General features: G+C 37.1%; 14 protein-coding genes. 13 read left to right on the top strand and 1 reads right to left on the bottom strand.

Translation table 11 applies throughout. From position 1 onward, the window contains the following. Window positions 1-180 precede the first annotated feature (180 nt). Window positions 181-1,644, top strand: coding sequence for a tagaturonate reductase (locus tag J4Q03_RS14295; RefSeq protein WP_426048812.1), 1,464 nt, complete (start codon window positions 181-183; stop codon window positions 1,642-1,644). A gap of 6 nt (window positions 1,645-1,650) precedes the next feature. Then, window positions 1,651-3,264, top strand: coding sequence for a UxaA family hydrolase (locus J4Q03_RS14300; RefSeq protein ID WP_426048813.1), 1,614 nt, complete (start codon window positions 1,651-1,653; stop codon window positions 3,262-3,264). A gap of 415 nt (window positions 3,265-3,679) precedes the next feature. On the opposite strand, the gene J4Q03_RS14305 is transcribed toward J4Q03_RS14300, so the two are convergent. After that, window positions 3,680-4,708, bottom strand: coding sequence for a LacI family DNA-binding transcriptional regulator (locus tag J4Q03_RS14305; protein ID WP_426048814.1), 1,029 nt, complete (start codon window positions 4,706-4,708; stop codon window positions 3,680-3,682). A gap of 366 nt (window positions 4,709-5,074) precedes the next feature. Here J4Q03_RS14305 and J4Q03_RS14310 point away from each other — a divergent pair, with 366 nt between their 5' ends. The 11 genes from J4Q03_RS14310 (at window position 5,075) to J4Q03_RS14360 (ending at window position 26,975) form a co-directional block, all read left to right on the top strand. Further along, window positions 5,075-6,454 (top strand): rhamnogalacturonidase, encoded by a 1,380-nt coding sequence (locus J4Q03_RS14310; RefSeq protein ID WP_426048815.1) that lies wholly within the window; start codon window positions 5,075-5,077, stop codon window positions 6,452-6,454. Further along, window positions 6,451-9,306, top strand: coding sequence for a glycoside hydrolase family 2 TIM barrel-domain containing protein (locus J4Q03_RS14315; RefSeq protein ID WP_426048816.1), 2,856 nt, complete (start codon window positions 6,451-6,453; stop codon window positions 9,304-9,306). Before J4Q03_RS14310 ends, J4Q03_RS14315 begins: the two co-directional genes overlap by 4 nt. A gap of 47 nt (window positions 9,307-9,353) precedes the next feature. Then, window positions 9,354-10,631: a rhamnogalacturonan acetylesterase gene (locus tag J4Q03_RS14320; protein WP_426048817.1), complete on the top strand. Its 1,278-nt coding sequence runs from the start codon at window positions 9,354-9,356 to the stop codon at window positions 10,629-10,631. A 120-nt stretch (window positions 10,632-10,751) separates the two neighbouring features. Beyond that, window positions 10,752-13,529 carry a glycosyl hydrolase gene (locus J4Q03_RS14325; RefSeq protein WP_426048818.1) on the top strand — a complete coding sequence of 926 codons (2,778 nt, stop codon included), beginning with the start codon at window positions 10,752-10,754 and terminating at the stop codon, window positions 13,527-13,529. 12 nt (window positions 13,530-13,541) lie between these two features. Beyond that, entirely contained in the window at window positions 13,542-14,339 is a 798-nt protein-coding gene (locus J4Q03_RS14330; RefSeq protein ID WP_426048819.1) for a DUF4350 domain-containing protein, read from the top strand. A 146-nt stretch (window positions 14,340-14,485) separates the two neighbouring features. Continuing rightward, a complete protein-coding gene (locus J4Q03_RS14335) occupies window positions 14,486-16,360 on the top strand; it encodes a rhamnogalacturonan lyase (RefSeq protein WP_426048820.1) in 1,875 nt (624 codons plus the stop codon). 71 nt (window positions 16,361-16,431) lie between these two features. Next, window positions 16,432-17,595, top strand: a complete 1,164-nt coding sequence (locus J4Q03_RS14340) for a glycoside hydrolase family 88 protein (RefSeq protein WP_426048821.1) — start codon at window positions 16,432-16,434, stop codon at window positions 17,593-17,595. Window positions 17,596-18,054: 459 nt separating this feature from the next. Then, window positions 18,055-19,143 (top strand): L-rhamnose/proton symporter RhaT, encoded by a 1,089-nt coding sequence (rhaT, locus tag J4Q03_RS14345; protein WP_426048822.1) that lies wholly within the window; start codon window positions 18,055-18,057, stop codon window positions 19,141-19,143. Between the two features lie 338 nt (window positions 19,144-19,481). Beyond that, window positions 19,482-22,526, top strand: coding sequence for a SusC/RagA family TonB-linked outer membrane protein (locus J4Q03_RS14350; RefSeq protein WP_426048823.1), 3,045 nt, complete (start codon window positions 19,482-19,484; stop codon window positions 22,524-22,526). 18 nt (window positions 22,527-22,544) lie between these two features. Next, window positions 22,545-24,608 (top strand): RagB/SusD family nutrient uptake outer membrane protein, encoded by a 2,064-nt coding sequence (locus J4Q03_RS14355; RefSeq protein ID WP_426048824.1) that lies wholly within the window; start codon window positions 22,545-22,547, stop codon window positions 24,606-24,608. Window positions 24,609-24,872: 264 nt separating this feature from the next. Further along, window positions 24,873-26,975, top strand: a complete 2,103-nt coding sequence (locus tag J4Q03_RS14360) for a bifunctional aldolase/short-chain dehydrogenase (RefSeq protein WP_426048825.1) — start codon at window positions 24,873-24,875, stop codon at window positions 26,973-26,975. Window positions 26,976-26,997 lie beyond the last annotated feature (22 nt).

Genomic DNA, 26,997 nt, shown 5'->3' on the forward strand with positions numbered 1-26,997 from the left:
AAGCAAATTAACAAGACAGCTCAAGAAATTTATTTCTCTTAACCAATCTTAATCACTTAATAAATCTTAATGGTTTAAAAATAGGAAAAATTAAAACTGAACTTAAAAATCAACAGCAATAATTGCAAAAAATCTTTGCGCCCTTTGCGCTAAAAAAAATAAAATCATCGAGTTAAAAAGATGGAAAATCAGACAAAACAGAAATTAAATCGTGAATTAATTGATTCTCAGGAAAAACTTCCCATTAAAATTGTACAGTTTGGTGGCGGAAATTTCATGAGAGGATTCACAGATTATGTGATTGATAAATTAAATAAAGAAGCAGGATTTAATGCAGGAATCGTAAACGTACAGCCGACTCCGGGCGGTTCGGTTCACAAATTGGAAGAGCAGGATAATGTATACACGCTTTTCTCAAGAGGAATTAAAAAAGGAGAGATCATTGACACAAAACAGGTGATCTCGGCGATTCAAAAATCAATTAATCCTTATACAGATTACGATGAATTCCTGGCGTTGGCAAAAGAAGAAGAATTGGAATTTATCTTTTCCAATACAACAGAAACAGGAATTGCTTACGACGAATCTGAGAATAATTACGCTGGTCCGCATAAGAACTTTCCTGCGAAAGTAGCGGTCTTATTACACGAACGATTCAAACATTTCAATGGAGCAAAAGATAAAGGATTGAGAATTATTCCTTGTGAATTAATTGAAGATAATGCATTTGCTTTAAAAGAAATAATCTTAAAATATGCCCAACTTTGGAATTTAGATTCTAACTTTGTGCAATGGATTGAACATAGTAATTATTTCCACAATACATTGGTAGACAGAATTGTTCCGGGTTATCCGAAAGATGATGCAGAAACCTATGAAGATCAGCTGGATTATGAAGATCAGATGATGGTGGTTTCGGAAGTGTTTCTGCTTTTTGTGATTCAGGATTTAGCCAATTTAAAAGAAAGAATTCCTTTCGATAGAATCGACGAGCAGATTTTGGTTGTTGATGATATTCAGCCGTATCGTTTGAGAAAAGTAAGAATTTTGAATGGCGGTCATACATTAATGTTGGCTCCGGCTATTTTATCAGGAAAAGAAACGGTAAAAGAATCTATTGACGATCCGTTTTTAGGTAAGTTTTTAAGTGAAACGATATTCAATGAAGTGAACCCCACTTTAGGTTTAGATGAAAATGAATTAAAAGATTTTGCTGAAGAAGTTTTCGACCGGTTCAGAAATCCGTTTATCAAACATTATCAGGCAAGTATTGCACTGTATTTTGTATCTAAATTTAAAGTGAGAATTCTTCCGAGCCTGTTAAAATATGTTGAAATTAACCAAAAATTACCGCTTAATTTAACCTTTTCACTGGCAAGTTTAATCAGATTCTATCAGGGAAAATTTGGTGAAAAATTTCTGCCTTTAAATGACGAGGAAACAATAGTAAACAGATTCAAAGAAATCTGGGCAAACGAAGATTACGGGAAAGTCGCAGAATTGGCGTTAAGCGAAACCGCTTTCTGGGATACAGACCTTACAAAGGTTAATGGTTTGAAATCTGCAGTAGCAAAGGCATTATGGGAAATTGACCAGAATGATACCGAAACTGCATATCACAACTTTATACAATTTTATTCTTAAGAAATTATGCAAAAGAAAGTACTGAAAGTAAATCCCAAAGATAATGTAGCAGTGGCATTGGTTGATCTGACGCAGGGGGAAACTGTAACTTTGGGCGATCTTACGTATAACATGATAAAAGACACGAAGGCGAAACATAAATTCGTGACCGAAGATCTTGTGATGGGAGACGAGATCATTATGTACGGTGTTTTGGTGGGAAAAGCGAGTCAGCCGATCCAAAAAGGAGAGGTTATCACGACTGAAAACGTTAAGCACCAAAGCGCAAAAGTAGAAGGTAAAACTGAAACGACGGCTTGGACCGCTCCGAATGTTGATAAATGGAAAGATAAAACTTTCATGGGTTATCACCGTGAAGACGGGCAGGTCGGAACGGAAAATGTCTGGTTGTTTTTCCCGTTGGTTTTTTGTGAAAACAGAAATGTTGAGATTTTAAAAGATGTTTTTGAAAAAGAACTGCTGTTTGAAAAGGCAACAAAACATCAGCTTTTATTAAGATCGTTAATTAATAATTCTGAAACTGAAACTGTTGTTGAAGAAGAACAGGATTCCCGGATTTTTAAAAATATTGAAGTTAAATTTATTACGCATCAGGGCGGTTGTGGCGGTATTCGTCAGGACGCGGAAGCATTGGGAAGGTTATTGGCTGGTTATGTGAATAATCCAAACGTAGCCGGAGCAACGGTTTTGAGCTTGGGTTGTCAGAATTTGCAGGTTCAGATTTTTAAAGATGCGTTGGAAAAAATCAGTCCGGATAATAAAAAACCGATCATCGTTTACGAGCAGCAAAAATCGGGAACAGTTGATGAAATGCTGAATGGAATCATCAAAGATTCTTACGAAGCCATCAAAAAAGTCAATGAAATCGAAAGAAAACCGGCACCAATTTCAAAGTTAGTTTTAGGATTGGAATGTGGTGGTTCAGACGGTTTTTCAGGAATTTCCGCCAATCCGGTCTTAGGACAATTGTCAGATTTAATGGCAGGAATCGGTGGTTCAACCATCCTTTCAGAATTCCCCGAATTATGCGGAGTAGAGCAGGAATTGGTAAACCGATGCGTGAACGAAGAAGATGCCGAAAGATTTTTACAGTTAATGAAAGACTTTGAAGAATCAGTCGTTGCTGCAGGCTCAGGTTTTGATATGAATCCGTCACCGGGGAATATCAAAGACGGATTGATAACCGATGCCATGAAATCTGCAGGAGCCGCTAAAAAAGGTGGTTCATCTCCGATAAATGACGTTCTCGATTTTACAGAATATATCAAAGAACCGGGCTTAAATTTATTATGCACTCCCGGAAATGACGTGGAATGTACAACCGCTTTGGTCGGTTCCGGCTCAAACGTGGTTTTATTTACAACAGGTTTAGGAACTCCGACTGGAAATCCTGTTGTTCCTGTGGTGAAAATTTCGTCGAACACTTCTTTATCAGAAAGAATGCCCGATATCATTGATTTCAATACAGGAGACGTAATAACAGGCGAAAAAACAATTGACGAAAAAGCAGAAGAGCTTTTAGAATTTATCATCAAAGTCGCAAGCGGAGAGGTAAAAACAAAAGCCGCAATTTTGAATCAAAACGATTTTATTCCCTGGAGACGGGGAGTAAGCTTATAATTGTTTTAATTATAATAAAATATTAGGCTTGAAAATGCTTTCTACATGGTGTGGAAGGCATTTTCTTTTTTATGGAACAGAGTTGTTGGTAAAATGCAAAGGCGCAATATTATAAAATTCTTGCGCCTTAAAAATATTTAATATGATAAAATTGCGTAACTAACGTAAATAGAATATTCAAATGAAAATTCATAATATTTTCACGGGTATACACGAGTTGCAATCAATAGAGACGGGCTTTAGCCCGTTTTGAAAATAAAGAAAATCAATTGGCTTTAGCCAAAACTTAAAGATTTAAAGACATAGGAAAATGGAGCGTTAAGAAAATCCCACTGTTTGAAACGCGACACAAATTCAGAACCGAAGAACTTTTGTTTGACTACGTCGAATCTTCGATTTCAAGACAAAAGAAAAACTATCTCCTTTTCGACGACTTCCTGATATAAAGCTGCGGCGCCAACACCACTTTTTTCTCGATAGAAACACCAGAACCATTCTCTTTTACACTTTCAATAAAAACCTGTCCCGCCATTTTCCCCATGATAACGGGAGTCTGATCCACGGAACTCATCGGAAGCTCCATAAATTGAGTAAAAGGTTCATTTGAAAAACCAATAACCGCAACTTCTTCAGGGATTTTTATTTTACGTTTTTTCAGTTCCTGGCAGGCGCCCAATGCTGCAAAATCACTCGATGAAAATATCGCATCAGGAATCGATTTTCCGTCCCAAAGTTTTTTAACCGCGTCAATTCCTTCATCAATCGAACTTCCTGTGATGATGATATTATCTTCTTTAACCTGAAAATTATGGTCAATTAGTGCCTGTTTATAACCTTTAAGACGATTTTGATAAATCTCAAGATTAAGATCTCCTGCAAAATGACAAATATTTTTATATCCCTCAGTAATCAGGTGTTCCGTTGCCATATAACCCCCACGATAATCATCAATGGTCACCGTGCTGATTCCTGAAATGTCTTTTTTACGGTCAAAAAATATAATAGGAGTGTTGGTGGTGTCCAGAATATTCTGGATATGATCGGTAACAAGAGTCGTTTTGGAAACCGACATGAAAATTCCGTCAACCTGAGCGTTAAGCAAGGTATTTAAGTGTCTTTTCTCAATATTTATATCTTCATGACTCTGGCAGATAATCACATGATACCCATGTGGAGAAAGCTCTTCCTCAATTCCACGGATAACAGAGGAAAAGAAGTTGGTATTTACATAAGGAACGATGATTCCTACGTTTTTTGTTTCCCCGCTTTTAAGCGCTTTGGCAAGGTTATTTTGCTTGTAATTCATTTCTTTGGCGGTTTTCTTCACCAAATCTTTTGTTGCCTGACTTATTCTCGGATGATCATTAAGCGATCTGGAAACAGTAGCCACACTTACATTAAGTTTCTTTGAGATATCGTATATCGTGGCACTTTTTTTATTCATAAACGTTTTTTCTAGCTGTTTTTTTAACCAAAAATTAAGGTTAATTATTGACGTAAATTTAATCAAATTATGTCTATAAAACAGTAAATAATATGATTTTATACAAGAGTACGATTGATTAAAGTCATAATAAATCTGAAATGTATTGAATAGCTTAAACTTTTTTGATGCAGGGTGAAATTTGAGTAAAATAAAAGCCGGTCAGCATGAAAGAGCAGGATAGTATACGTTGCTAAAATGTATATTTTTATGAAAAATGAAATGAAAAAATAATTTTCTTTAAAGAATGAAAGTTATTTTACTGATTTTTGTGTTTTGTAAATAAAATATTCATAAAATCAGATCATACAGCAATATAATTATATCATGAAATTTCAAAACACATCCAGATTCATTTGGGCCCTATTGATTTTCGCTTTATGTTCAACAGGATTAAAAAGTCAGGATAAATTCCCTGATGGAACGACAATTCCAGAATGGTTTAAAAACAACAAACCTACGGATATCAATAAATTAGGAAAGAAATATATTCTTACGGATTTCGGAGTTGTGAACGACAGTACGGTCCTTCAGACCAAGTCGGTTCAGGCCGTGATCGATCAGGCTGCTAAGAATGGGGGAGGTGTAATCATAGTACCAAAAGGCACGTTTCTTATAAGTTCTGTTTTTTTTAAGCAGGGAACACATTTACATTTAGAAAAAGGAGCGGTTTTAAAAGGAAGCGATGATATCAATGATTTTCCGGTTGTAATGACAAGAATGGAAGGACAAACCGTAAAATATTTCCCCGCACTCGTAAATGCGGATGGATTGGATGGTTTTACCATTTCAGGAAAAGGAACGCTTAATGGAAACGGACTTCGATTCTGGAAATCATTCTGGAAAAGACGCGAATGGAATCCCAAATGCACAAATATGGATGAAATGAGACCCAGAATCATTTATATTTCAAATTCTAAAAATGTTCAGATTGAAGATATTACGGTAAAAAATTCACCCTTCTGGAGCACACATTATTACAAAAGTCACTTCGTAAAGCTTTTAAACTTAACAATTTTAGCTCCAAAAGAACCGGTAAAAGCACCCAGTACTGATGCAATTGACATTGATGCCTGTACCAATTTCTTAGTTAAAAATTGTTATATGTCTGTTAATGACGATGCAATTGCCTTGAAAGGCGGAAAAGGCCCAAAAGCCGATAAAGCTCCTGAAAATGGCGAAAATAGAAATATAATCATTGAAGACAATACTTTCGGATTCTGCCATTCTGCGCTCACTTGCGGAAGTGAATCGGTTCACAATTATAATATCATTTTCAGAAATTCCACAGTGAAAGATGCATCGAGGTTATTGCACTTGAAAATGCGTCCCGACACGCCTCAGCACTACGAATATATCACTCTGGATAATATCAGAGGAAACGTAAAAACCTTCTTGTATATAAAAGGCTGGAATCAGTTTTTTGATTTAAGAGGAGAAGAGAAGCCGAAAACCAGATTAGCAAATAATATTACCTTAAAAAATATTGACATCAGTTGTGAAACTGGCTTTAATATTGAGAAATCAGACTTGTACGAGTTAACGGATTTTACTTTTGATAACCTAAAGATAAAAGCTTTAAAACCTGAAGAGCAAAATTTAAAGATCATCAAAAATTTAAAGCAGACTAAAGTCAGTGTTACAAAAGTGGCTTCTTTAGCTCAATCATACAACAAAAAAGACGATTCCGACATTGCCGCAAAATGAGTTGTTTTTCTAAAATATTCGTTCTCTTTTGTTTATGCTCACAAGTAGTATATGCTCAATCTAAGGAAATTCAATTCCTGAGCGGGAAAGATGCTGAGCAGACAAAAGAATGGGATTTTTGGATTAATGGAGGACGGAAATCGGGAAGCTGGAACAAAATTTCTGTTCCTTCACAATGGGAACAGCAGGGATTTGGCTCTTACAATTACGGAAGAGATTATGTAACCTACGGGAGAAATTTTAAATTTAATGATGAAACAGGACTGTATAAACACAAATTCTTGATTCCGGACTCCTGGAAAGGAAGATCGATCAACATCGTTTTCGAAGGGTCAATGACCGACACCGAAGTCAAAATTAATGGAAAGCTTGCCGGAGCAATTCATCAGGGTGCTTTTTATGAATTTAAATATGATATTTCAGACAAATTAAATGTCGGAAAAGAAAATGTTCTCGAAGTAAAAGTCTCCAAAATGTCCGCAGACAAATCTGTAAACAATGCAGAACGTCTTGCTGATTATTGGGTTTTAGGAGGGATTTTCAGACCCGTTTACCTCGAAGCCATTCCAAAAGAAAATATTTCACTGACAGGCATTGATGCAAAAGCAGACGGGACTTTCCGTTCCAGTATTCTTTTAAAAGGAATTGAAAAAGTCAATAGTTTAAAAGTAGAATTATTTGATTCTAATAATATTCTGGTTGGTGAATCTCAAATTAAAATTGAAAAAGGAGATACAATAAAGCAAATTCAGTTTTCCGTTAAAAATCCTAAACTCTGGACCGCAGAAACCCCGAATTTATACAAAGCGAAATTCAGCTTAAAGAAAAACAGAAGAAATATCTTTCAAACTGAGGAAAAATTCGGTTTCCGGACCATTGAAATTAAAAAAGGCGACGGAATTTACATCAACGGAACCAAAATCAAAATGAAAGGCATCAACCGTCATGTTTGGTGGCCCGAAACAGGGCGTGCAGTCAGCAAAAGCATCGATTTGATGGATGTTCAGCTCATTAAAGAAATGAATATGAATGCGGTTCGCTGTTCGCATTATCCACCGAATAAGTCGTTTCTTCAGATTTGCGATTCGCTAGGTTTATATGTTTTGAATGAACTGGCGGGCTGGCAAAAAAAATACAGCACAGAAGTTGGCAAAAAGCTTGTCAGAGAAATGGTTACAAGAGATGTAAATCATCCTTCAGTTATTTTCTGGAGTAACGGAAATGAAGGCGGGCATAATTTTGATCTGGATGCAGAATTTGCAAAATATGACTTATCAAATCGTCCCGTAATCCACGCCCACCACAAACCTGGAAATGCTTTTAACGGGATTGACTGCAACCATTACGAAGATTATTACAGCACACAAAAAATCCTTGAAGGAGAAAATATTTATATGCCGACTGAATTTTTGCACGCACAGGACGACGGCGGTGGCGGAACTTCATTATCCGATTATTGGGAGCTTCACTGGAATTCCAAAAAAGGGGCAGGAGGTTTTCTCTGGGCTTTTGCGGATGAAGGCTTGGTGCGGACTGATTTCAATAATCAGATTGATGTGAATGCCATCAATGCTCCGGATGGAGTTTTGGGGCCGCATCGTGAAAAAGAGGGGAGTTTTTATGCCATCCGGGAAATTTACAGTCCTATAAAAATTGATTTAAAAATATTGCCGGATGATTTTAATGGAATCATTCCTGTTGAAAATCGATACCATTTTACCAATGTAAAAGATTGCCGGTTTGAATGGAAATTGGTTACATTCAAAACACCTTTTTCTTCCCAATCAGGATTTAATATTATTGAAAAAGGGGAAACAGAATCTCCGGATATAAAGCCAACTGAAAAAGGAAATATCAGTTTAAATCTTCCGGCACATTGGAAAAAAAGTGAAGCTTTGTTATTGACTGCTACCGATTCTTTCGGAAAACAAATATATACATGGACGTGGAAAATTTTGCCTAATGATGAAATTTCAAAACAATTTTCGAAATCATTAATCAAAGAATTTCCCGTTTCTGCTGCAGAAAATGATTCTTTAATTATTTTAAAATCAGATGAAAAAGAATTTTTAATCGGTAAAAAAGACGGTTTATTACAATCAGTCATTTTAGATAAAAAAGGCAAAAAAATGACCTTTAGAAACGGACCTGTTTTCGTGAATGGAAAAACAGAATTATTATCCATCAGATCTTTAACGGAAGGGAAAAATAAAGTCGTGGAAATATTATACAAAGATGGGAAAAAACTGGTTTGGAAACTCAATCCAAAAGGGATTTTAGAGCTGAATTATGAATATGCACTTTCAGGCGACTATCCATTTGCAGGCGTAAGTTTTGATTATCCCGAAAATTATGTCATTAGTGCAAAATGGCTGGGAAAAGGTCCTTATCATGTTTGGAAAAACAGAACCCAGGGACAGACTTATAATGTTTGGCAGAGTTTGAAAAATTCAGCCAGAACAGGTTCTTCACCTTGGATTTATCCTGAATTTAAAGGGTATTTTGATGATGTTTCATGGTTGCAACTGAATACAGCAGAAGGAAAAATTACTATTGGAACAAAGGAAGAAAAAATGTTTGTAAGACTTTTTGATTTCTACGGAATTTACGGTGCAGAAGGTTATCCAGAATTGCCGACAGGAAATATTTCATTTTTGGATGCAATTCCGCCTTTGGGAACTGTTTTGGCGTTTAATATTAACGATAAAACTGAATCTTTAGGCCCTGAAAGCGAAAAGAATCATCTGAACGGCAAGTTTAAAAGAACATTGTACTTCTATTTTGGTTTGCCTGATTGGGGAGAAGAAAAGAAACAATTTACAATGCCTGAAGTTAATATTCTAACAGATTAAAGATGATAAACCGGATAAAATTTTTAATACTTTTTATTTGTTCGTTGATGTTTGCCCAACAAACTACTTTCAAATTTGATTTTGGCGGCGAAAGAGTCCAAAACGGATTTATTCCAATCACCCCGACTTCAAAATTTGATAAGAAAAAAGGATACGGATTTATGGATATTTCCGGTTTAAAATCTGTTGACAGATCAGGAGATCCTCTGACAGGAGATTTTATTACCAGCGATAAACCTTTTTATTTTTCGGTTGTAATTTCTGAAGGAAACTATGATATTAGACTAAATTTAGGGGACTCCAAAGGCACTTCGGAAACAACAGTTCGTGTAGAAAACCGCCGCTTAATGTTGGAGAATGTGAAAACAAAAAAAGGTGAAGTTGCGGACAAAACAATATCCGTTCATGTAAAAGACAGCATCATTCGTAATCAAAACGGAGATGAAATTGGCATTGTAAAATTAAAACCAAGAGAAAGAAAATATTTACACTGGGATAATTTATTAACGATTGAATTTAATGATAAAGCTCCAAAAGTTTGTACATTAATCATTCAACCCAACAAAACAGCGACAACAATTTATCTGACAGGAGATTCAACAGTAGTTGATGCACAATATGAGCCCTGGGCTTCTTGGGGACAAATATTGCCGTACTTTTTTGTTCCGAATGAAGTGGTTATTGCAAATTATGCCGAAAGTGGAGAAACTCTGAAAGCCTTTGAAGACCGTTACCGAATCGATAAAATCTGGAATGAAATCAGACCGGGAGATTATCTCTTCATCCAGTTTGGACACAATGACCAGAAATCAGGAAATAGTACAAAATCCGGTTACAGAAAAAGATTAAAGGAATGGATCCATAAAGCGAAACAGTTGAATGCAATTCCTGTTTTGGTTACTTCAATGAACCGCCGCGTTTTTGATGAGAATAATAAAATTGTCAACACATTGGATGATTTTCCCGATGCGATGCGTGAAATGGCAAAGGAAGAAAATATATTTTTGATTGACTTAAATGCGATAAGCAAAACGCTGTTCGAAGCAATGGGCCCGGAACCTTCCAAAAAAGCATTTGTATATTATCCTGCAAATTCTTACCCCAACCAACCGGATATTTTGGCGGATGATACCCACTTTAATGCATATGGAGCTTACGAACTGGCTAAATGTGTAGTGAAAAGTATGGTCGATCAAAGATTACCTTTGAAAAAATATATTTCAAAAAATTATAAAGACTTCGATCCAAATAAACCTGATAGTGTTGAAAAATTCCATTGGCCGGAAAGTATCTTCATGGAATCTTTAAAACCTGATGGAAATTAATTAAAAATCTATGATTTTTAAAACTAATGTGTTCTTCTCAAAAACAGAATCACACACTTAAAGTAACTGAAGTGTTTAAAATCTTTTGTGACTTTAAGTGGTTAAATTTAAAAGTTAAAAATGAAAATTAAAAATATAGTCAGTCTTAGTCTGATCTGTTTTACGTTCGGAAATCTTTCCGCACAAAATCCGTGGCCAAAAACTACAGAAACGGCAAAACCGTGGACGCGGTGGTGGTGGATGGGAAATGGTGTTGATGAAAAAGGATTGGATAAACAACTGACAACTTTACATAAAGCAGGTTTTGGAGGGGTGGAAATCGTTCCAATTTACGGGGCAAAAGGCTTTGAGAAACAATACATCAATTATCTTTCTCCGGAATGGATGAAAATGCTGCAGTTCACTACGAACAAGGCAAAAAGCTTACAAATGGGCGTTGATATGGCAGTCGGAACCGGTTGGCCCATTGGCGGGCCACAAGTAAAGGAAGAAGATGCTGCGACAAAAATAATTGTTCAGACTTATACGGTTTCTTCAGGTGAAAAGTTTTCAGATAAAATTGTTCTGAAAGATGAAAAACAAAAGAATTTACAAACAATAAAGCTCGATATTGTAACGGCTTACAACGAAAAAAATGAAGCAGTTGTCTTAACCGATAAAGTTACAAACGATGGCTTTCTCAACTGGAAACCAGGCTCGGGAAAATGGACGATTTATGCAGTTTTTGCTGGTAAAACTTTACAAAAAGTAAAACGTGCCGCTCCGGGTGGAGAAGGCTATACTTTAGACCATTTTTCGCCAGATGCAATGAAGGATTATCTGAAAACTTTTGATAAAGCTTTTGGAAATTCAAACTACGGAATCCGTTCTTTTTTTAATGACAGTTATGAAGTTTACAATGCCGATTGGACACCGGATTTTAAAAATGAATTTAAAAAAAGAAGAGGGTACGATTTAAGTCCGTACATTAAATATTTGGTCAGTAATGAAGAGAATGAAATCACAGGACGGGTAAAATCAGATTACAGAGAAACGCTGAGTGAATTGATTTTACACAATTTTACTGAGGATTTCACAAGATGGGCACATTCCAAAAACTCAAAAAATACCAACCAGGCACACGGTTCACCCGGAAATTTACTTGATTTGTATGCAGCAGTCGATATTCCTGAATCTGAAACTTTCGGAAGCACGGTTTTTGAGATCCCGGGGTTAAGGAGAGACAGCGCAGATGTCCAAAAATCGGATATTCCGGATATTAATATGTTAAAGTTTGCTTCATCAGCTGCCAATATTACAGGCAAAAAATTAATTTCAAACGAAACCTTTACCTGGCTTACGGAACATTTTAAAACCTCCTGGTCGCAGGCAAAACCGGAAGTGGAGCAGGTGTTTTTATCAGGAATCAATCACGTTTTTTATCACGGAACGACTTATACTCCTGCGGATGTTCCTTTTCCCGGTTGGCTGTTTTATGCCTCGGTTAATTTTGTTCCTGAAAACAGCTTATGGCCGCATCTTAAAGCTCTTAATTCCTATGTCGAAAGAACCCAGTCTGTTTTGCAAAGCGGAAAATCGGATAATGAAGTTTTAATATACTGGCCAGTTTATGACCAATGGGCGAATCCGAAAGGAAAAGATGTTGCATTTAAAGTTCATAACATAGAAAAATGGCTTCAGCCAACTCCGTTTTATAGTGATTTGGTTAAATTGGGAAAAATGGGATATTCTCTTGATATGGTTTCGGATAAAATGATTGGCGAAGCGAAATCGGAAAATCATAAAATTCAGGTATCTAACGGTGGTTCTGCCTATCAGGTTTTAATTATTCCTGAACTGACTTATTTACCCGAAACGACTTTAAATAATATTCTCAAATTAGCTCAAAACGGAGCTTCAATAATTTTTCAAAACGGGCCAAAAGATATTCCGGGAAACTTTGAAATTGAAAAAAGACGAACCCGTTTACAATCTTTATGGGCACAGATTCAGTTTCAGAACCAAAACAAAAATCTAAAAACCGCAACATTTGGAAAAGGTAAAATTGTTTTAAGTTCTGATGTTGAGAAAGGATTAGAATATCTAAAAATTGAAAGAGAAAAATTAACGGATACCGGATTGAAATTTATTAGAAGAGATTTTGACGGCGGAAAATATTATTACCTTGTCAATCATACTTCAAAAGAAATCAATCAATTCATTCCTCTTAATTATATAGGGAAACAGACGACCATAATGAATCCTGGAAACGGAGATTTTGGAGTTGCACAAACACAAAATAATTCGGTGAGAATTCAATTAAAATCAGGAGAATCATTAATTTTAAAAAATTCTCAAAATCTTGATCCTTCAGTCTCAAACTGGAAATATGTTGAAAAGAAAGGATCTCCGGTAATTTTAGATAAGGCTTGGCAGTTAAGTTTCAAAGAAGGAGGTCCTGAACTTCCGAAATCAAGAAATTTAATGAAACTGGAACCCTGGACCAATTTTTCAGAAGATCCAGCAACCCAAAGTTTTTCTGGAACAGGAGTTTACACGACAACTTTCAACTTGAAGAAAAAAAATGCGGATGATTATCTTTTAAAATTTGATAAATTGTACGAAAGTGCAAAAGTGATGGTCAACGGTCAGGAAGCAGGAATTGTCTGGAGTATTCCGTTCGAAATTAATATCGGAAAATATGTAAAGAAAGGGAAAAATACGGTTCAGATTGAAGTTTGTAATTTAATGGCGAATAGAATCCGGGATATGGATCAAAAGAAAATTCAGTGGCGGAATTACCACGAAATCAATTTTGTGAATATTAACTATAAGCCTTTTGATGCATCCAACTGGAAAGTTCAGCCTTCCGGCTTGGACGGAGAAATCCAATTAATTCTAATACAGTATTCAAAATAAAATTAAAAAGAAATGAATAGCAAAATAGTAAAAACATTCACATTAGCAACTGTGCTGACATTTGGTTTTGCCAATGCTCAGCAGAAACCAAAAGTCGTTTTAGATAACTTTTTCAATAACGAAAAAAAGGAAAATAAAGAAACCAAGGTACTCGAGCCATGGCATTACACATGGAATGACACCAGCAACGGCGGTTTTTCTTTATTGGGAGAAATCTTCACAAAACAAGGCGCAGAAATCAGTATGCTGGCAACGGCACCGGCAAAAAAAGATTTGAAAAATGCCAGTGTATATATTATTGTCGATGCGGATATTGACAAAGAAGCTTACGGTGGAAAGGCAAATCCGATTGATGCAGCAAGCATCAAAAATTTGGTGGAATGGGTGAACAAAGGGGGTGTTTTGGTTTTAATGAGCAATGACAGCGGTAATTCTGAATTTGAACATTTTAACAAACTGGCGGCAGAATTTGGAATTCATTTTAACGGTGACAGTTACAACCGCGTTCAGAAAAAAGAATTTGACCAGGGAAAAGTAATGGTTCCGGCAGGAAATGAAGTTTTTTCAGAGCAGAAATTATATATGAAGGAAGTCAGTTCGATTGATGTGAAAAATCCTGCAAAAGCCATTTTAACTGCAGAAGGCAGAAACATTGGAGCTATTGCAAAATTTGGTAAAGGAACGGTCTTTGCGTTGGGCGATCCGTGGTGTTACAATGAGTATATTGACGGTAAAAAATTACCTGCAGACTTCACCAATTATCAGGGAACTGAAGAATGGGTAAAATGGTTGCTGAAACAAAGTAAATAAAATATATAATTGAATTTGTGCAATCGATTGAATAATCAGAAATAGAAACGGACTCGTCTTCCTGAACTTTTTGAAGCAATCCCGTTTATGAATGAGGTTTGAAATTCGGCTTTAGCCAAACATATATTTAATATTAAGGTAAGGTAATGAACAAAAAAATAAAATACATAGCAACAGCTTTTTTCTTTTCACAATTCCTTTTTGCCCAAAGACAAATGGAGTATCTGAAAAGGGGAATTGTTGCGATTCCCGCAGAATCCGGAGTTTTTGTAGGTTGGCGTCTGTTGGGAACAGAAGCTCAACACACCCATTTTGATCTGTTTCGTATAGAAAATAATGTTACCAAAAAGCTGAATGAAAAGCCATTGTTCAATGAAACCAGCTTTTTAGATAAAACAGCCGACAAAGCAAAGAATTACACTTATTTCGTAAAATCTAATACTCAGGATAAAACAGTAGATATTGATTCTGCGACATATGCAGCTAATCAGAAACCATATTTTTCCATTCCTTTAAAAACTCCTGCAGGATATACACCGAATGATGCCTCTGTTGCAGATCTTGACGGAGATGGTGAGTATGAAATTATTCTTCATCAAACCGGAAGATCAAAAGACAACAGCCAGAAAGGTATTACGGATGAGCCAATTATTCAGGCGTATAAACTAAACGGAACCTTCTTATGGGAAATTAATTTAGGAAAGAACATACGGGAAGGCGCACATTATACCCAGTTTCTGGTCTACGATCTGGATCAGGATGGTAAAGCGGAAATCGTAATGAAGACCGCAGACGGAAGCAAAGATGGTAAAGGGAAATTCATTGGAGATAAAACAAAAAATTATGTAAATGAAAACGGATTTATCCTTTCAGGACCTGAATATCTGACGGTTTTTAACGGAGAAACAGGTGAGGAAATTCATACAGTTCATTACCAGGTTCCAAGATTTGCAGGAAATTTAAATCCGAATGATGAACAAATGACCGAAACCTGGGGTGATGCAAAAGGCAACAGAATAGATCGGTTTTTGGGAGCAGTAGCTTATTTGGATGGTAAACATCCGAGTGTGGTTATGTCGAGAGGTTATTATACAAAAACGGCAATTGCAGCCTGGGATTTTAAAGATAAAAAACTCAGCTTAAAATGGCTTTTTGATACAGAAAGTTCAGAAGAAAATAAACAATACCGCGGACAGGGAAATCATAACCTGAGCATAGCAGATGTTGATAATGACGGAAAAGATGAAATTATCTTCGGAGCCATGACGGTCGATGACAATGGAAAAGTATTAAACAGCACGGGCTACGGTCACGGTGATGCTCTGCATGTTGGTGATTTAGATCCTTCAAATCCCGGTTTGGAAATTTTTGATATTCAGGAGAGATTTGACAATGCAGGTGCCCATTTCAGAGATGGGGCTACCGGAAAAGTTTTATGGAAATTACCTTCTTTGATTTACAGTAAGCAGGGAAAATTTCAGGGTCCTGGAAGAGGTTTGTCTTTAAATATCGATCCTCATCATGAAGGTTCCGAATGTTGGGCTGCAGGAGCTGGAATTAAAGGACTTTACGATGCCAAAGGAAAGAAGATCAGTGATAAAAATCCGGCAGTTAATATGGGAATTTATTGGGACGGAGATTTTTTAAGTGAAATTTTAGACGGAACTTCCATAGCAAAATGGGACTGGGAAAAAGAGAAGTCAAATATAATTTTTGATGCTAAAAATTTTCAGTGCGAATCTAACAACGGGACCAAGAAGAACCCTTCTTTGGTGGCTGATTTATTTGGAGACTGGCGGGAAGAATTGATTTACAGAACCTCAGATAATCAGGAATTGAGAATTTTCAGTTCGACAATTCCCACGAAGCACCGTTTGTACACGCTCATGCACAATCCACAATATCGGCTGAGCATTGTCTGGCAAAATGTAGGCTACAATCAGCCTCCTCACACTGATTATTATCTGGATGAATCGGTCTCAAAGGTTCCTGTACCCAATATCCATACCGTTAAACCTTAATCAGTCTTACAATTTATAAGTCAAAATTATTTAAAACTAATAAATTTTAAAAATAAAAAATATATATAATTATGAAGAAAGTATTAATGAGAGGCGCTTTTTTTGCGTTGATTACCGGAGTTTTATCTTCCTGCTCAGTTCAAAAAGGAACGAGTGCAAAGAGCGTTAACCTTCCGGATAAAAAAGAGGTTTTGGACGTTTCCAGGAGGGCGAATCAATATTTCATGAACAAATGGCCCGATACAGGAAAAGAAATTGTCGGTAAAAAAGTTTGGCCAAGTAATCTGTGGACTAGAGCTGTTTATTATGAGGGGTTGATCGCATTATATAAAGTATATCCTAAAAAAGAATATTACGACTATGCCATGTCATGGTCTGAAAAGCACAATTGGAATATGATGCGGGATACTTATACGCGCAATGCAGACAATCAGGCTTGTAGTCAGACCTATTTAGATCTTTATGAAATCGATGGTAAAAAAAATCCGGAGAGAATAAAATTTGTTAAAGCTTCCATAGACAGTATGATGGCGACCACTAAAATAGACGACTGGTGGTGGATCGATGCGCTGCAAATGGCAATGCCTATTTTTACAAAACTGGGCAGAATGACGGGTGAAAAAAAGTATTTCGACAGAAATTACGAAATGTATGCGTATACAAAATACAAACATGGAGGAAATGGCTTATATAATCCAAAAGATAAACTTTGGTGGAGAGATAAAAGCTTTGTACCGCCTTATAAAGAACCCAATGGTGAAGATTGCTACTGGAGCCGCGGTAACGGTTGGGTAGTGGCAGCTTTGGCCCGTACCTTGGAAGATACGCCTAAATCCGATCCTCATTATCAGGAGTATTTGCAGGATTATAAAGACTTATTATCAGCTTTGATCCCAATTCAGAGAGAGGACGGTTTTTGGAATGCAAGTTTACATGATCCTACCCATTATGGAGGAAAAGAAATGACAGGAACTGCTCTTTTTGTATATGGAATGGCGTACGGAATTAATAAAGGCCTAATAGACAGAGAAACTTATTTGCCGGTTGTTGTTAAAGCCTGGAATGCGATTGCAAAAGATTCGGTTCAGCCTAATGGATTTTTAGGTTGGGTTCAGGGAACGGGAAAAGAACCTAAGGACGGTCAACCACTTGCTGTTGACAAAGAACCTGATTTTGAAGATTATGGCTTAGGCTGTCTGTTGCTTGCTGCAAGTGAAGTGTATCAATTGAAGTAAAAAGTAATTAATACATAGAATTATTTCTATCAATAGGTTGGCTAATATCAATAGGTTGGCTAAGCCCGGCTATAAATAAGGTCAATTATAAGGCTTTAACCAAATCTAATCGGTTTTGGTTAAAGCCTTAATTTTTTACGCAGAGATTTATTTTTCCTAAATCCAGATTTTAGCCGGCAAAGTGAAAAATCGGTAAACAGATTTGATAAAGCAGTTGCTTCAAAGCTAATTTATCCGTCTTCTTTGCTGCATACAGGTAAAACGTATATAACTGAAAATCTTTGAGTTAAAAACATGTATAAGCTGTGAAATTTCAATATTTAACTAATATTAATAGAATTAAGAAAAAATCTTAATTTTATTGCCGAAAAGAGAATAATAAAATCAATTGCATGACACCACAAGATGCGCAATCGATTTCATAGTGTTAATTTTCAAATTCAACCATAAGATAAAATTATGAATGCATTATTAGGCGTTTTTTTTCACTTTTTAGGTGGCTTTTCTTCAGGCAGTTTTTATTTACCTTATAAAAAAGTAAAAGGCTGGTCATGGGAAACGTATTGGCTAATAGGAGGAGTTTTCTCTTGGATCATTGTTCCGCCGCTGGCCGCTTTTCTTACCATTCCTAATTTTTGGGGAATTATTCAGAATGAGACTTCTGCCATATTGGGACTTACGTTTTTGTTCGGTGCCTTATGGGGAATCGGTGGTTTCACGTATGGCCTGGGAGTTCGATATTTGGGCGTTGCGCTGGGAAGCAGCATTATTTTAGGGCTTTGTATGATCTTTGGTTCGCTGGTTCCATCAATTTATTATGAATTTTCTCCGCACACAGGAAAAGACAATATCGGTTTGTTGTTTTCGAGTAAATGGGGACAGTTTGTTTTATTGGGACTTCTTGTTTGTGTAGTCGGAATCATCATCAGCGGAAAAGCAGGAATGATGAAAGAAAAAGAACTGCAAGCCGATTCACTGGATCCTCACGGAACACAGGTGAAAACGGAATATAAATTCGGATTAGGGCTAATAGTTTCTATCATATCAGGAGTTTTAAGCGCTTGTTTCAACTTCGGTTTAGAAGCAGGAAAACCAATGGCAGACGTTGCGAATGAAGCCTGGAAATTAGCAAATCCGGGGCAAGGAGAATTCCTTTTTCAGAACAATGTAACCTATGTGGTTGTTCTTTGGGGCGGAATGGCCGTCAACCTGATCGGCTGTGTATATTTATCAGTCAAAAACAAATCTTATACAGACTATTCCAAAAGAAATGTACCGGTTTTACAAAACCTGATTTTCTGTGCACTTGCCGGAACAATGTGGTTTTTACAGTTCTTTTTTTACGGAATGGGCGAAAGTAAAATGGGAAATGGTGCCAGTTCATGGATTTTACACATGGCATTTATCATTTTCATTGCTAATTTATGGGGAATTATCATCAAAGAATGGAAAGGAGTGTCCAAAAAAACGATTACTACCATTGCTGTTGGAATGATCGTCATGTTCATTTCTATTTTGATGGTAGGGTACGGAAATTCTTTGAAATAAGCCTTTGTACTTCATTTACAATTTCACAATATTCATTCATATAGTTTCAGAGTTAGAAAATAACTCAAATAAGGCACTGATTTTTTTTCAGTGTTTTTTATTAAAAGCAATTTAACTCTAAAAAATGGGTATCTATTTAAAATAGGAATTTATAATTCACGGTTTAGTTAAGTATTTTACTAAATGATTGGTGATTTATAGTTGTTTTGTTGCTTATTTTAAAATATAATTTAATTATTTGTAATTAATTGTGATGAATTATGAATTTTATAATACAGGATATTGCAGGATGCCCGAATTTTTGTAACGGTGTATTTTGGTAACATAAAAATTAATATATGTCTTTGATAGTTAAACACAAAAATATAAAGCGAATAGTCTTTCCGGCATTTATGCTTTCAACCAGTTTTGTCTGGGGACAAAAGACGGTAAACGATACTGTGAAAAATAGCACAAAAGATATTGAGGAAGTGGTTATTATTGGTTACGGTAAAGTTAAGAAATCGGACTTAACAGGATCTGTTTCTTCAGTTTCTGCAAAAGATTTAGCAGCAACACCGGCAATGAATGCTTTACAGGCACTGCAGGGAAGAGCATCCGGACTGAATATTGTAACTGCAGGCGGCGCGCCGGGAGCAGGAGCAAACATTACGATTCGTGGAGGGGCTTCTATTACTCAGGGTACAGAACCGTTGTATATTGTAGACGGCTTTCAGCTGGATAATGCTTTGAACATTATTAACCCTAATGATATTGAAAGTATTGACGTATTGAAAGGAGCTTCCGCCATTGCCATTTATGGTGCGCGTGGTTCCAACGGTATTATTGTTATTAAAACGAAAACCGGAAAGAAAGGAAGAGTAACTATTACTTATAACTCTTTTATGTCATTTGACATGCTTTCGAAAAAGCTGGATATGGTTTCTAATGCGGAGCAGTATGTTAAATATCAGTATGAGCTGGCTCAGCTTGGAGGAGGCGCCACAAAATGGAGTAACGTATTTGATAATAGTTTAGGAACAGATTCTCCGGGATTTTATACAGGAGTATATAATAGAATCAGCAATAGATATGGATCGGCACCTGCACTGGACTGGCAGGAAAGGATGCTTGGCGGTACAGGACTTACGCAGAACCACAATGTAAGTGTTTCTGCGGGCACAGATAAAACGCAGACATTCATCAGTTATAATTATAATAAACAGGACGGTTTGCTGCAGAATTTCAGCGAAACAAGAAATTCATTACGTGCCAATGTCAATTCAGAATTGTATAAAGGCATTCGTTTGGATTTCAGTTCCATGTTTTCCTCCAATTCTACAAATGGAGGAGGAGCCTATTCAGGAATGAAGAAAATATTGCTTCAGCCTATTACAGGTGGAACATTGTTTACTCAGGATCAGTTATTCAATACGCAGACTTTCCCTGATTTTTCTGCATTGGATTCTAGTTTTGATACAGAAAACCCATATATAGAAACAGCAGCATCTACCCAAAACAGACGCGCAAGAACATTTTTGGCGAATGTAGGCCTTGAATTTGATTTGTTGAAAGATTTCACATTCAGAACTGCCGGCTCTTATAACTGGACAAATACTAAATCAACAGCATTTTCAGATAGAAATTCGCGTGCATTTCTTACAGATCCTGTAAATACAGGAATCAACGGAAGTATTGAAAATGCTGAAGCCTACCGTTATCAGATCACCAATACATTAACCTATAATAAAACGTTAGGTGAAAAACATAAAATTACCGGGTTGATCGGACATGAAATTGTCTATGATAACAACGAGAATAATTACATGAAACTGATAAAATTCCCGTCTATTTTAAATTACGGGTTAGATGATATATCAAATGCTACTGTTGCCGATAAAAGTACAGACAAAGACTCAAATGCCTTAATTTCTTACTTCGGACGTGTAAACTATAACTATGACAATCGTTATTTATTAACAGGTACCATTCGACGTGATGGATCATCAAAATTTGGAGCAGATAAAAAATGGGGTGTATTCCCATCTGTAGCTGCAGCCTGGAGAGTTTCACAGGAAGGCTTCTGGAAGAGTTTTGAAATTGATAAGTATGTTAGTGATCTGAAGTTCAGATTTGAATATGGAGTAATAGGAAATAACAGTATCCCGAATAACGTATTCAGAACCAACGTGATACCGACTGATTATCCTTCCAATAATACGGTGGGTAACCTGGCCTTAACAACAAGTACTGTTCTAGGTAACCGCGGCGCATACTGGGAAGAGATGAAATCTACAAACATAGGAGTAGATATCGCTTTATTTGACAATAGAATTAAATTAAGTTCTGAGTTTTATAATAACAATGTAAGCGGTATGTTGCTGGAAACTGTTCTTCCTGCATCTACTGGGTATAAAAGCAAGTTTTTAAATATAGGTTCCATGAAAAATACCGGTATGGAATTCACCTTAAATTCAATCAATTTAAAATCTGAAAACTTCAGATGGTCTACAGATGCCAATATAGGTTTTAACAAATCAAAAGTATTATCTCTTGATGAAGGGAGAGCATTCAGAACCTTCAGTGTAGGCGGTAACAGATCAGGAATGGTAACGTATTATGCCACCGTTGGAGAAGAGTTAGGTGATATGTACGGATATGTTTATCAGGGAATTTATACTACTGATGACTTTACTCAGGCAGAAAACGGAACATTGACTTTAAAGCCGGGAGTTGTAAAGCCGGCGTCTGGAACTCCTAAGCCGGGAGATATGAAATTTGCTGCAGATAATGCTGCAGGAGATCAGTTTACAAGAAAGTTAGTGAAAATAGGGAATGGTACGCCGGACTTTATCGGAGGGATCAGTAATAATTTTTCTTACAAAGGTTTTGATTTGGCGGTGTTCATGAAATTCAGTGTAGGAGGTGATATTTATAATGCAACCAAACAAAGTTTGAGCCCTTACGGAGTTTTCCAGAACGTGCCTTCAGAATTTGGGGATAATTATTATCGTCTTATTGATCCTAATACCGGCCAGGCAACAACGAATTTGGCAAGATTAAAAGAACTAAACCCTAATGAAGACTCAAGACTGTGGAGTTTAAGCAATACCAATACAGCTAATATCACGTATCCTTCATCCTATTATGTGGAAGATGGCTCCTATTTAAGAATTTCCATGGTTACACTGGGGTATTCTTTTCCCAAAGAATTTTTAAGGACTGTAAGACTGACCAATGCACGTATTTATGCAACGGTTAATAATTTAGCAACCATTACAGGGTATTCAGGATATGATCCGGAGGTTTCAGCAGCCACTGGTGTTACAGTTTCTCCCGGATATGACAGTTCTTCATTCCCTAGATCCAGAAGTTATGTTTTGGGTATCAATCTTACTTTTTAATATTTAATTGTTTCAGTCATGAAAAATATATTTAATACACACAACTTTATCAGGAGATTAATCATTGTTCCCACTATTTTGATCGCCGGTTTAGGCATCAATTCATGCAGCGATGATTTCTTAAATCAACCTGCTTATAACTCTTCTGATACAGAATCCGTATTTACCAATATAGAAACTGCAGATGCATTTGTTCAGGGTCTTTACAGAGGTCTGGTTCCTACGGAGATGTTCTATCAGCTGGGATCAGGAGATACAGTGACTCATTCTGCTGAAGACGGAACAACCAATAATTCCAAATACAATATTGCCAACTATCAATATGATGCCTATACTCCGAATACCGTGACAGGAATATATGCTGCCATGTATGCAGTTATAGAAAGAACCAATATTGCGATCGACAGATTACCGGATATGCCGGCCAGCCCAAAGCGTGAAGCATTATTGGCAGAAGCAAAAGCCATTCGTGCATTTTGCTATTACAATTTGATCAGGGTTTACGGTGATGTACCTGCGATCTGGATACCTTTGGAAGAGGCAGATCCCAATGATCCAAGTACACTTTACCCGAAACGTACTTCACGTGATGTAATTTACGATCGTGTGATTGCTGATATTCAGGAATCCATCAACAATATGCCGGTTTCTAACGGAACACCGGAAAGATTGAACAAACAGTCAACTAATGCGCTTTTAGCCAGAATTGCTCTGTATGCAGCAGGATATTCTCTCCGTTGGGACCTGAATACAGGAGCAGCAGGGACAATGTCTCGCCGTCCTGATAATGCAAGAGTTCAGCAGCTGTATCAGATTGCAGACGCAGCAGCAGCTTCTGTAATTAATGGCGGTACCAATAGTTTGGTACAGGCTCAAGGTGGAAAAAGCGGTTTTGAAGCCTTGTGGTTCAATTTCGACAGAAGAAATTTTGCAGCTGTAAATCAGGAAATGCTTTGGCATATCGCTGAATACGGTCCCAATACCAATTCAGCATTCGGAGTCTACGCACACCCGGGTTCCAGAGCAGGTGCTTATGGCTCTCGTAAAGCCTTACAGTTTATCCTTCCAAGTTATTACCTGTCATTTAATCAGGCGGATAAAAGAAGAGATGTTGCCTGTACTTCTTACAGTATTTACTTTTTAAACACAGGTAATGCAAGTGATACCTGGGTAGATGTAGGAACTACGTATTCCTGTATTATGCCGGGTAAATTCAGAATTTCATGGTGTGTAGAGCCACAGGCTGCAGATGCACGTAACTTGAATATCCCGATTATCAGATATGCTGATGTTTTATTAATGTATGCAGAAACACAGAATTATTTAAATGGCGGACCCACTGCTGCGGGGATAGCAGCTTTAATGCAGGTAAGAAATCGCGCAGGAATTGGTGCTCTGCCAGCACCAAGCAGTCAGCAGGCTTTTGAGTCAGCAATTGTTCAGGAGCGTAAATGGGAATTTTCAGATGAATTTATGCTTCGTACAGATTTAATCAGAATGAATCGTATCGCCAGTGAAATTGATGCTACAAAACAGGCAATGAAAAACTTATCCAACCGTACAGGTCAGTTTGCATCCACACCAATTTACAGGCTTTACAAATACCACAAAAATGCACAGGTATACGGAGATCCGTTTTTGGCAGTTACATATATTGATTTAACAGACCCTGCACAGATTGCACAAGTTCAGGCGGTTCCTACCAACCCATCGGGATATGCAGCTTATCAGACAACTTTGAAGAATATAGCACTGGCGAACGGACACACTTCAACAGCTGATGACAAATGGTATCCTGCGAATATGTTCCAGGCATACACAAGTACATTTAACGGGAATGCAAGAAAAGCAGTAGGATTTACAGCAGGTTTCAATCAACTTCAGATTGGTAATATCATTTATACAAAACCAACCGGATCATTCGAAAACGGTGGAGTATATCCAACCTGGATCGAAGGGAGTGGAGACGGCCTGTTCTACGGATTCGTACCGAATAAAACAGAATTACTTCCATTTGCCGCGCAGTCTGCAGGTCATCCGCTAGTGGATAACCCAAATTTGAGCCAGCTTCCCGGATATTAATCAATACATATTAAAATTTTAACCATTAAGAATAATTAAATCTTAATCTATTAAGTATTCTTAATGGTTAAATAATTTTTAAAATCACATCATCATAAAATATTAATTATAAATAAACTCAGTTAGATTGATCCCGGATAAATTAAACTGCAAAAACCCAACGTTAATTTATCTTTAAATAAAGCGTTTAGCAGTATAGTACGGGATGCTGTAAAAAATATTACAGTCTAATTTTGGATAAAATTCAGAAATATAAGTAAACCAATGGAAAAAGTTAAAACATTCAAATACGTAGACTATTTATGGGACGAAAACAAAGCGGCATCTTTAGGAGATGATCAGGTGGCTTTATTTTTATACCGATCAAATATATTAGGAGCAGATTTAAGAATCACCAATTATGGAGGAGGGAATACAAGCTGCAAAACCATTGAAAAAGATCCGTTAACCAACGAGGATGTTGAGGTAATGTGGGTAAAAGGGTCGGGTGGCGACATTGGAACGTTAACAAGAAAAGGAATTGCCGGATTATACACAGGAAGATTAAGAAACCTGAAAAATGTGTACCAGGGTTTGGCAGATGAAGACAGAATGGTAGGCTTATTCAATCACTGTATTTTTGATCTGGAGAGCAAAGCGCCTTCTATTGACACTCCCTTGCATGGCTTGCTTCCATTTAAACATATCGATCACCTTCATCCCGATGCATTAATTGCGGTAGCTGCGGCAAAAGACAGCGAAAAAATTACGAAAGAAATCTGGGGCGACACAATGGGCTGGGTTCCGTGGCAGCGTCCCGGCTTTGATCTGGGATTACAGTTGGAAAAATGTTTAAACGATAATCCTGGAATCAGAGGAATTGTTTTAGGAAGCCATGGATTATTCACCTGGGGAGATACTTCTTACGAATGTTACATCAACAGTTTGGAAGTTATCGAAACAGCCTCTGAATATATCGCTAAAAAAATCGAAGAAAAAGGTCAGGTTTTTGGTGGGCAGAAAGTTGAATCCCTTCCAGCTGGCGAGCGTAAAAATAAAGCCGCTCAATTGATGCCTTTGTTGAGAGGTTTAGCTTCTTCTGAAAGCAGAATGGTTGGCCATTTTACAGACAGCGATGTTGTGCTGGAGTATATCAACAGTAATGACCTTGAGCGTTTAGCACCATTGGGTACCTCCTGTCCGGATCACTTCTTAAGAACAAAGATTCAGCCTTTAGTTTTAACTTTAGATAAAAATGAAGATTTAAGCGATCCTAAAGCTATTTTAGATAAATTAACTCCTCTTTTTGAACAGTACAGACAGGAATACAAAGAATATTACGAAACCTGTAAGCATCCGAACAGCCCTGCAATGCGTGATCCGAATCCGGTGATCATCATTTATCCGGGCGTAGGAATGTTCAGTTTCTCAAAAGATAAACAGACCACTCGTGTTGCCAGCGAATTCTATGTGAATGCAATCAACGTAATGCGTGGGGCAGAAGCGATTTCGGAATATACATCTTTGCCAAGACAGGAAGCTTTTGATATCGAATATTGGTTGCTTGAAGAAGCAAAACTGCAAAGAATGCCAAAAGAAAAACCATTGTCAAGAAAAATTGCGATCGTAACCGGAGCAGGAGGCGGAATCGGACAGGCAATTGCTGACAAAATGGTTCAGGAAGGAGCTGTGGTTGTTTTCACAGACTTAAATCAGGAGGCTTTAGATGCTGTTACAGAAAAATACAGCAAAGACCAGGCAGTAGCTGTTACTTGTGACGTGACTAATGAAGAGGCTATTGCCAATGCTTTTAAAGAAACTGTTTTAGCCTTCGGTGGAGTTGATATTTTGGTTCATTCTGCAGGTTTGGCGATTTCTAAATCATTGGAAGATACCACAACAAAAGACTGGGAGTTACTGGAAAATGTTTTGGTAAAAGGTCAGTTCTTGATGGCGAAAAATGGTGTGGAAATTATGAAAAAGCAAAATTTAGGAGGAGATATCGTAAATATAGCCAGTAAAAACGGCTTAGTTGCCGGTCCCAATAATGTGGCGTACGGAACCGCAAAAGCAGCCCAACAGCATATGACAAGATTACTGGCTGCTGAACTGGCAACAGATAAAATTCGTGTAAATGTGGTAAACCCTGACGGAGTGATCGTTGGAAGCAAAATCTGGGAAGGAGCCTGGGCAGAAGGCCGTGCAAAAGCAAACGGAATTTCTGTTGAAGAACTCCCTGCGTTTTACGCAAAAAGAAACTTACTAAACGAAATTATTCTTCCTGAAGACATTGCAAACGGCGTTTTCGCCTGCGTTGCAATCTTAGATAAAACAACCGGAAACATCATCAATGTAGATGGAGGAATGGCCAACGCCTTCCCAAGATAAAATTAAACATAGCAGTTGTTTA

Origin of the sequence: Chryseobacterium sp. NFX27, from assembly GCF_049887855.1 — a bacterium.
GTDB lineage: Bacteria > Bacteroidota > Bacteroidia > Flavobacteriales > Weeksellaceae > Chryseobacterium.

Coding starts and splice junctions, on each gene's coding strand:
- J4Q03_RS14315 (WP_426048816.1), top strand. CDS start 6,451: ATGAGTTGTTTTTCTAAAATATTCGTTCTCTTTTGTTTATGCTCACAA.
- rhaT (WP_426048822.1), top strand. CDS start 18,055: ATGAATGCATTATTAGGCGTTTTTTTTCACTTTTTAGGTGGCTTTTCT.
- J4Q03_RS14335 (WP_426048820.1), top strand. CDS start 14,486: ATGAACAAAAAAATAAAATACATAGCAACAGCTTTTTTCTTTTCACAA.
- J4Q03_RS14305 (WP_426048814.1), bottom strand. CDS start 4,708: ATGAATAAAAAAAGTGCCACGATATACGATATCTCAAAGAAACTTAAT.
- J4Q03_RS14310 (WP_426048815.1), top strand. CDS start 5,075: ATGAAATTTCAAAACACATCCAGATTCATTTGGGCCCTATTGATTTTC.
- J4Q03_RS14320 (WP_426048817.1), top strand. CDS start 9,354: ATGTTTGCCCAACAAACTACTTTCAAATTTGATTTTGGCGGCGAAAGA.
- J4Q03_RS14355 (WP_426048824.1), top strand. CDS start 22,545: ATGAAAAATATATTTAATACACACAACTTTATCAGGAGATTAATCATT.
- J4Q03_RS14325 (WP_426048818.1), top strand. CDS start 10,752: ATGAAAATTAAAAATATAGTCAGTCTTAGTCTGATCTGTTTTACGTTC.
- J4Q03_RS14330 (WP_426048819.1), top strand. CDS start 13,542: ATGAATAGCAAAATAGTAAAAACATTCACATTAGCAACTGTGCTGACA.
- J4Q03_RS14300 (WP_426048813.1), top strand. CDS start 1,651: ATGCAAAAGAAAGTACTGAAAGTAAATCCCAAAGATAATGTAGCAGTG.
- J4Q03_RS14360 (WP_426048825.1), top strand. CDS start 24,873: ATGGAAAAAGTTAAAACATTCAAATACGTAGACTATTTATGGGACGAA.
- J4Q03_RS14350 (WP_426048823.1), top strand. CDS start 19,482: ATGTCTTTGATAGTTAAACACAAAAATATAAAGCGAATAGTCTTTCCG.
- J4Q03_RS14340 (WP_426048821.1), top strand. CDS start 16,432: ATGAAGAAAGTATTAATGAGAGGCGCTTTTTTTGCGTTGATTACCGGA.
- J4Q03_RS14295 (WP_426048812.1), top strand. CDS start 181: ATGGAAAATCAGACAAAACAGAAATTAAATCGTGAATTAATTGATTCT.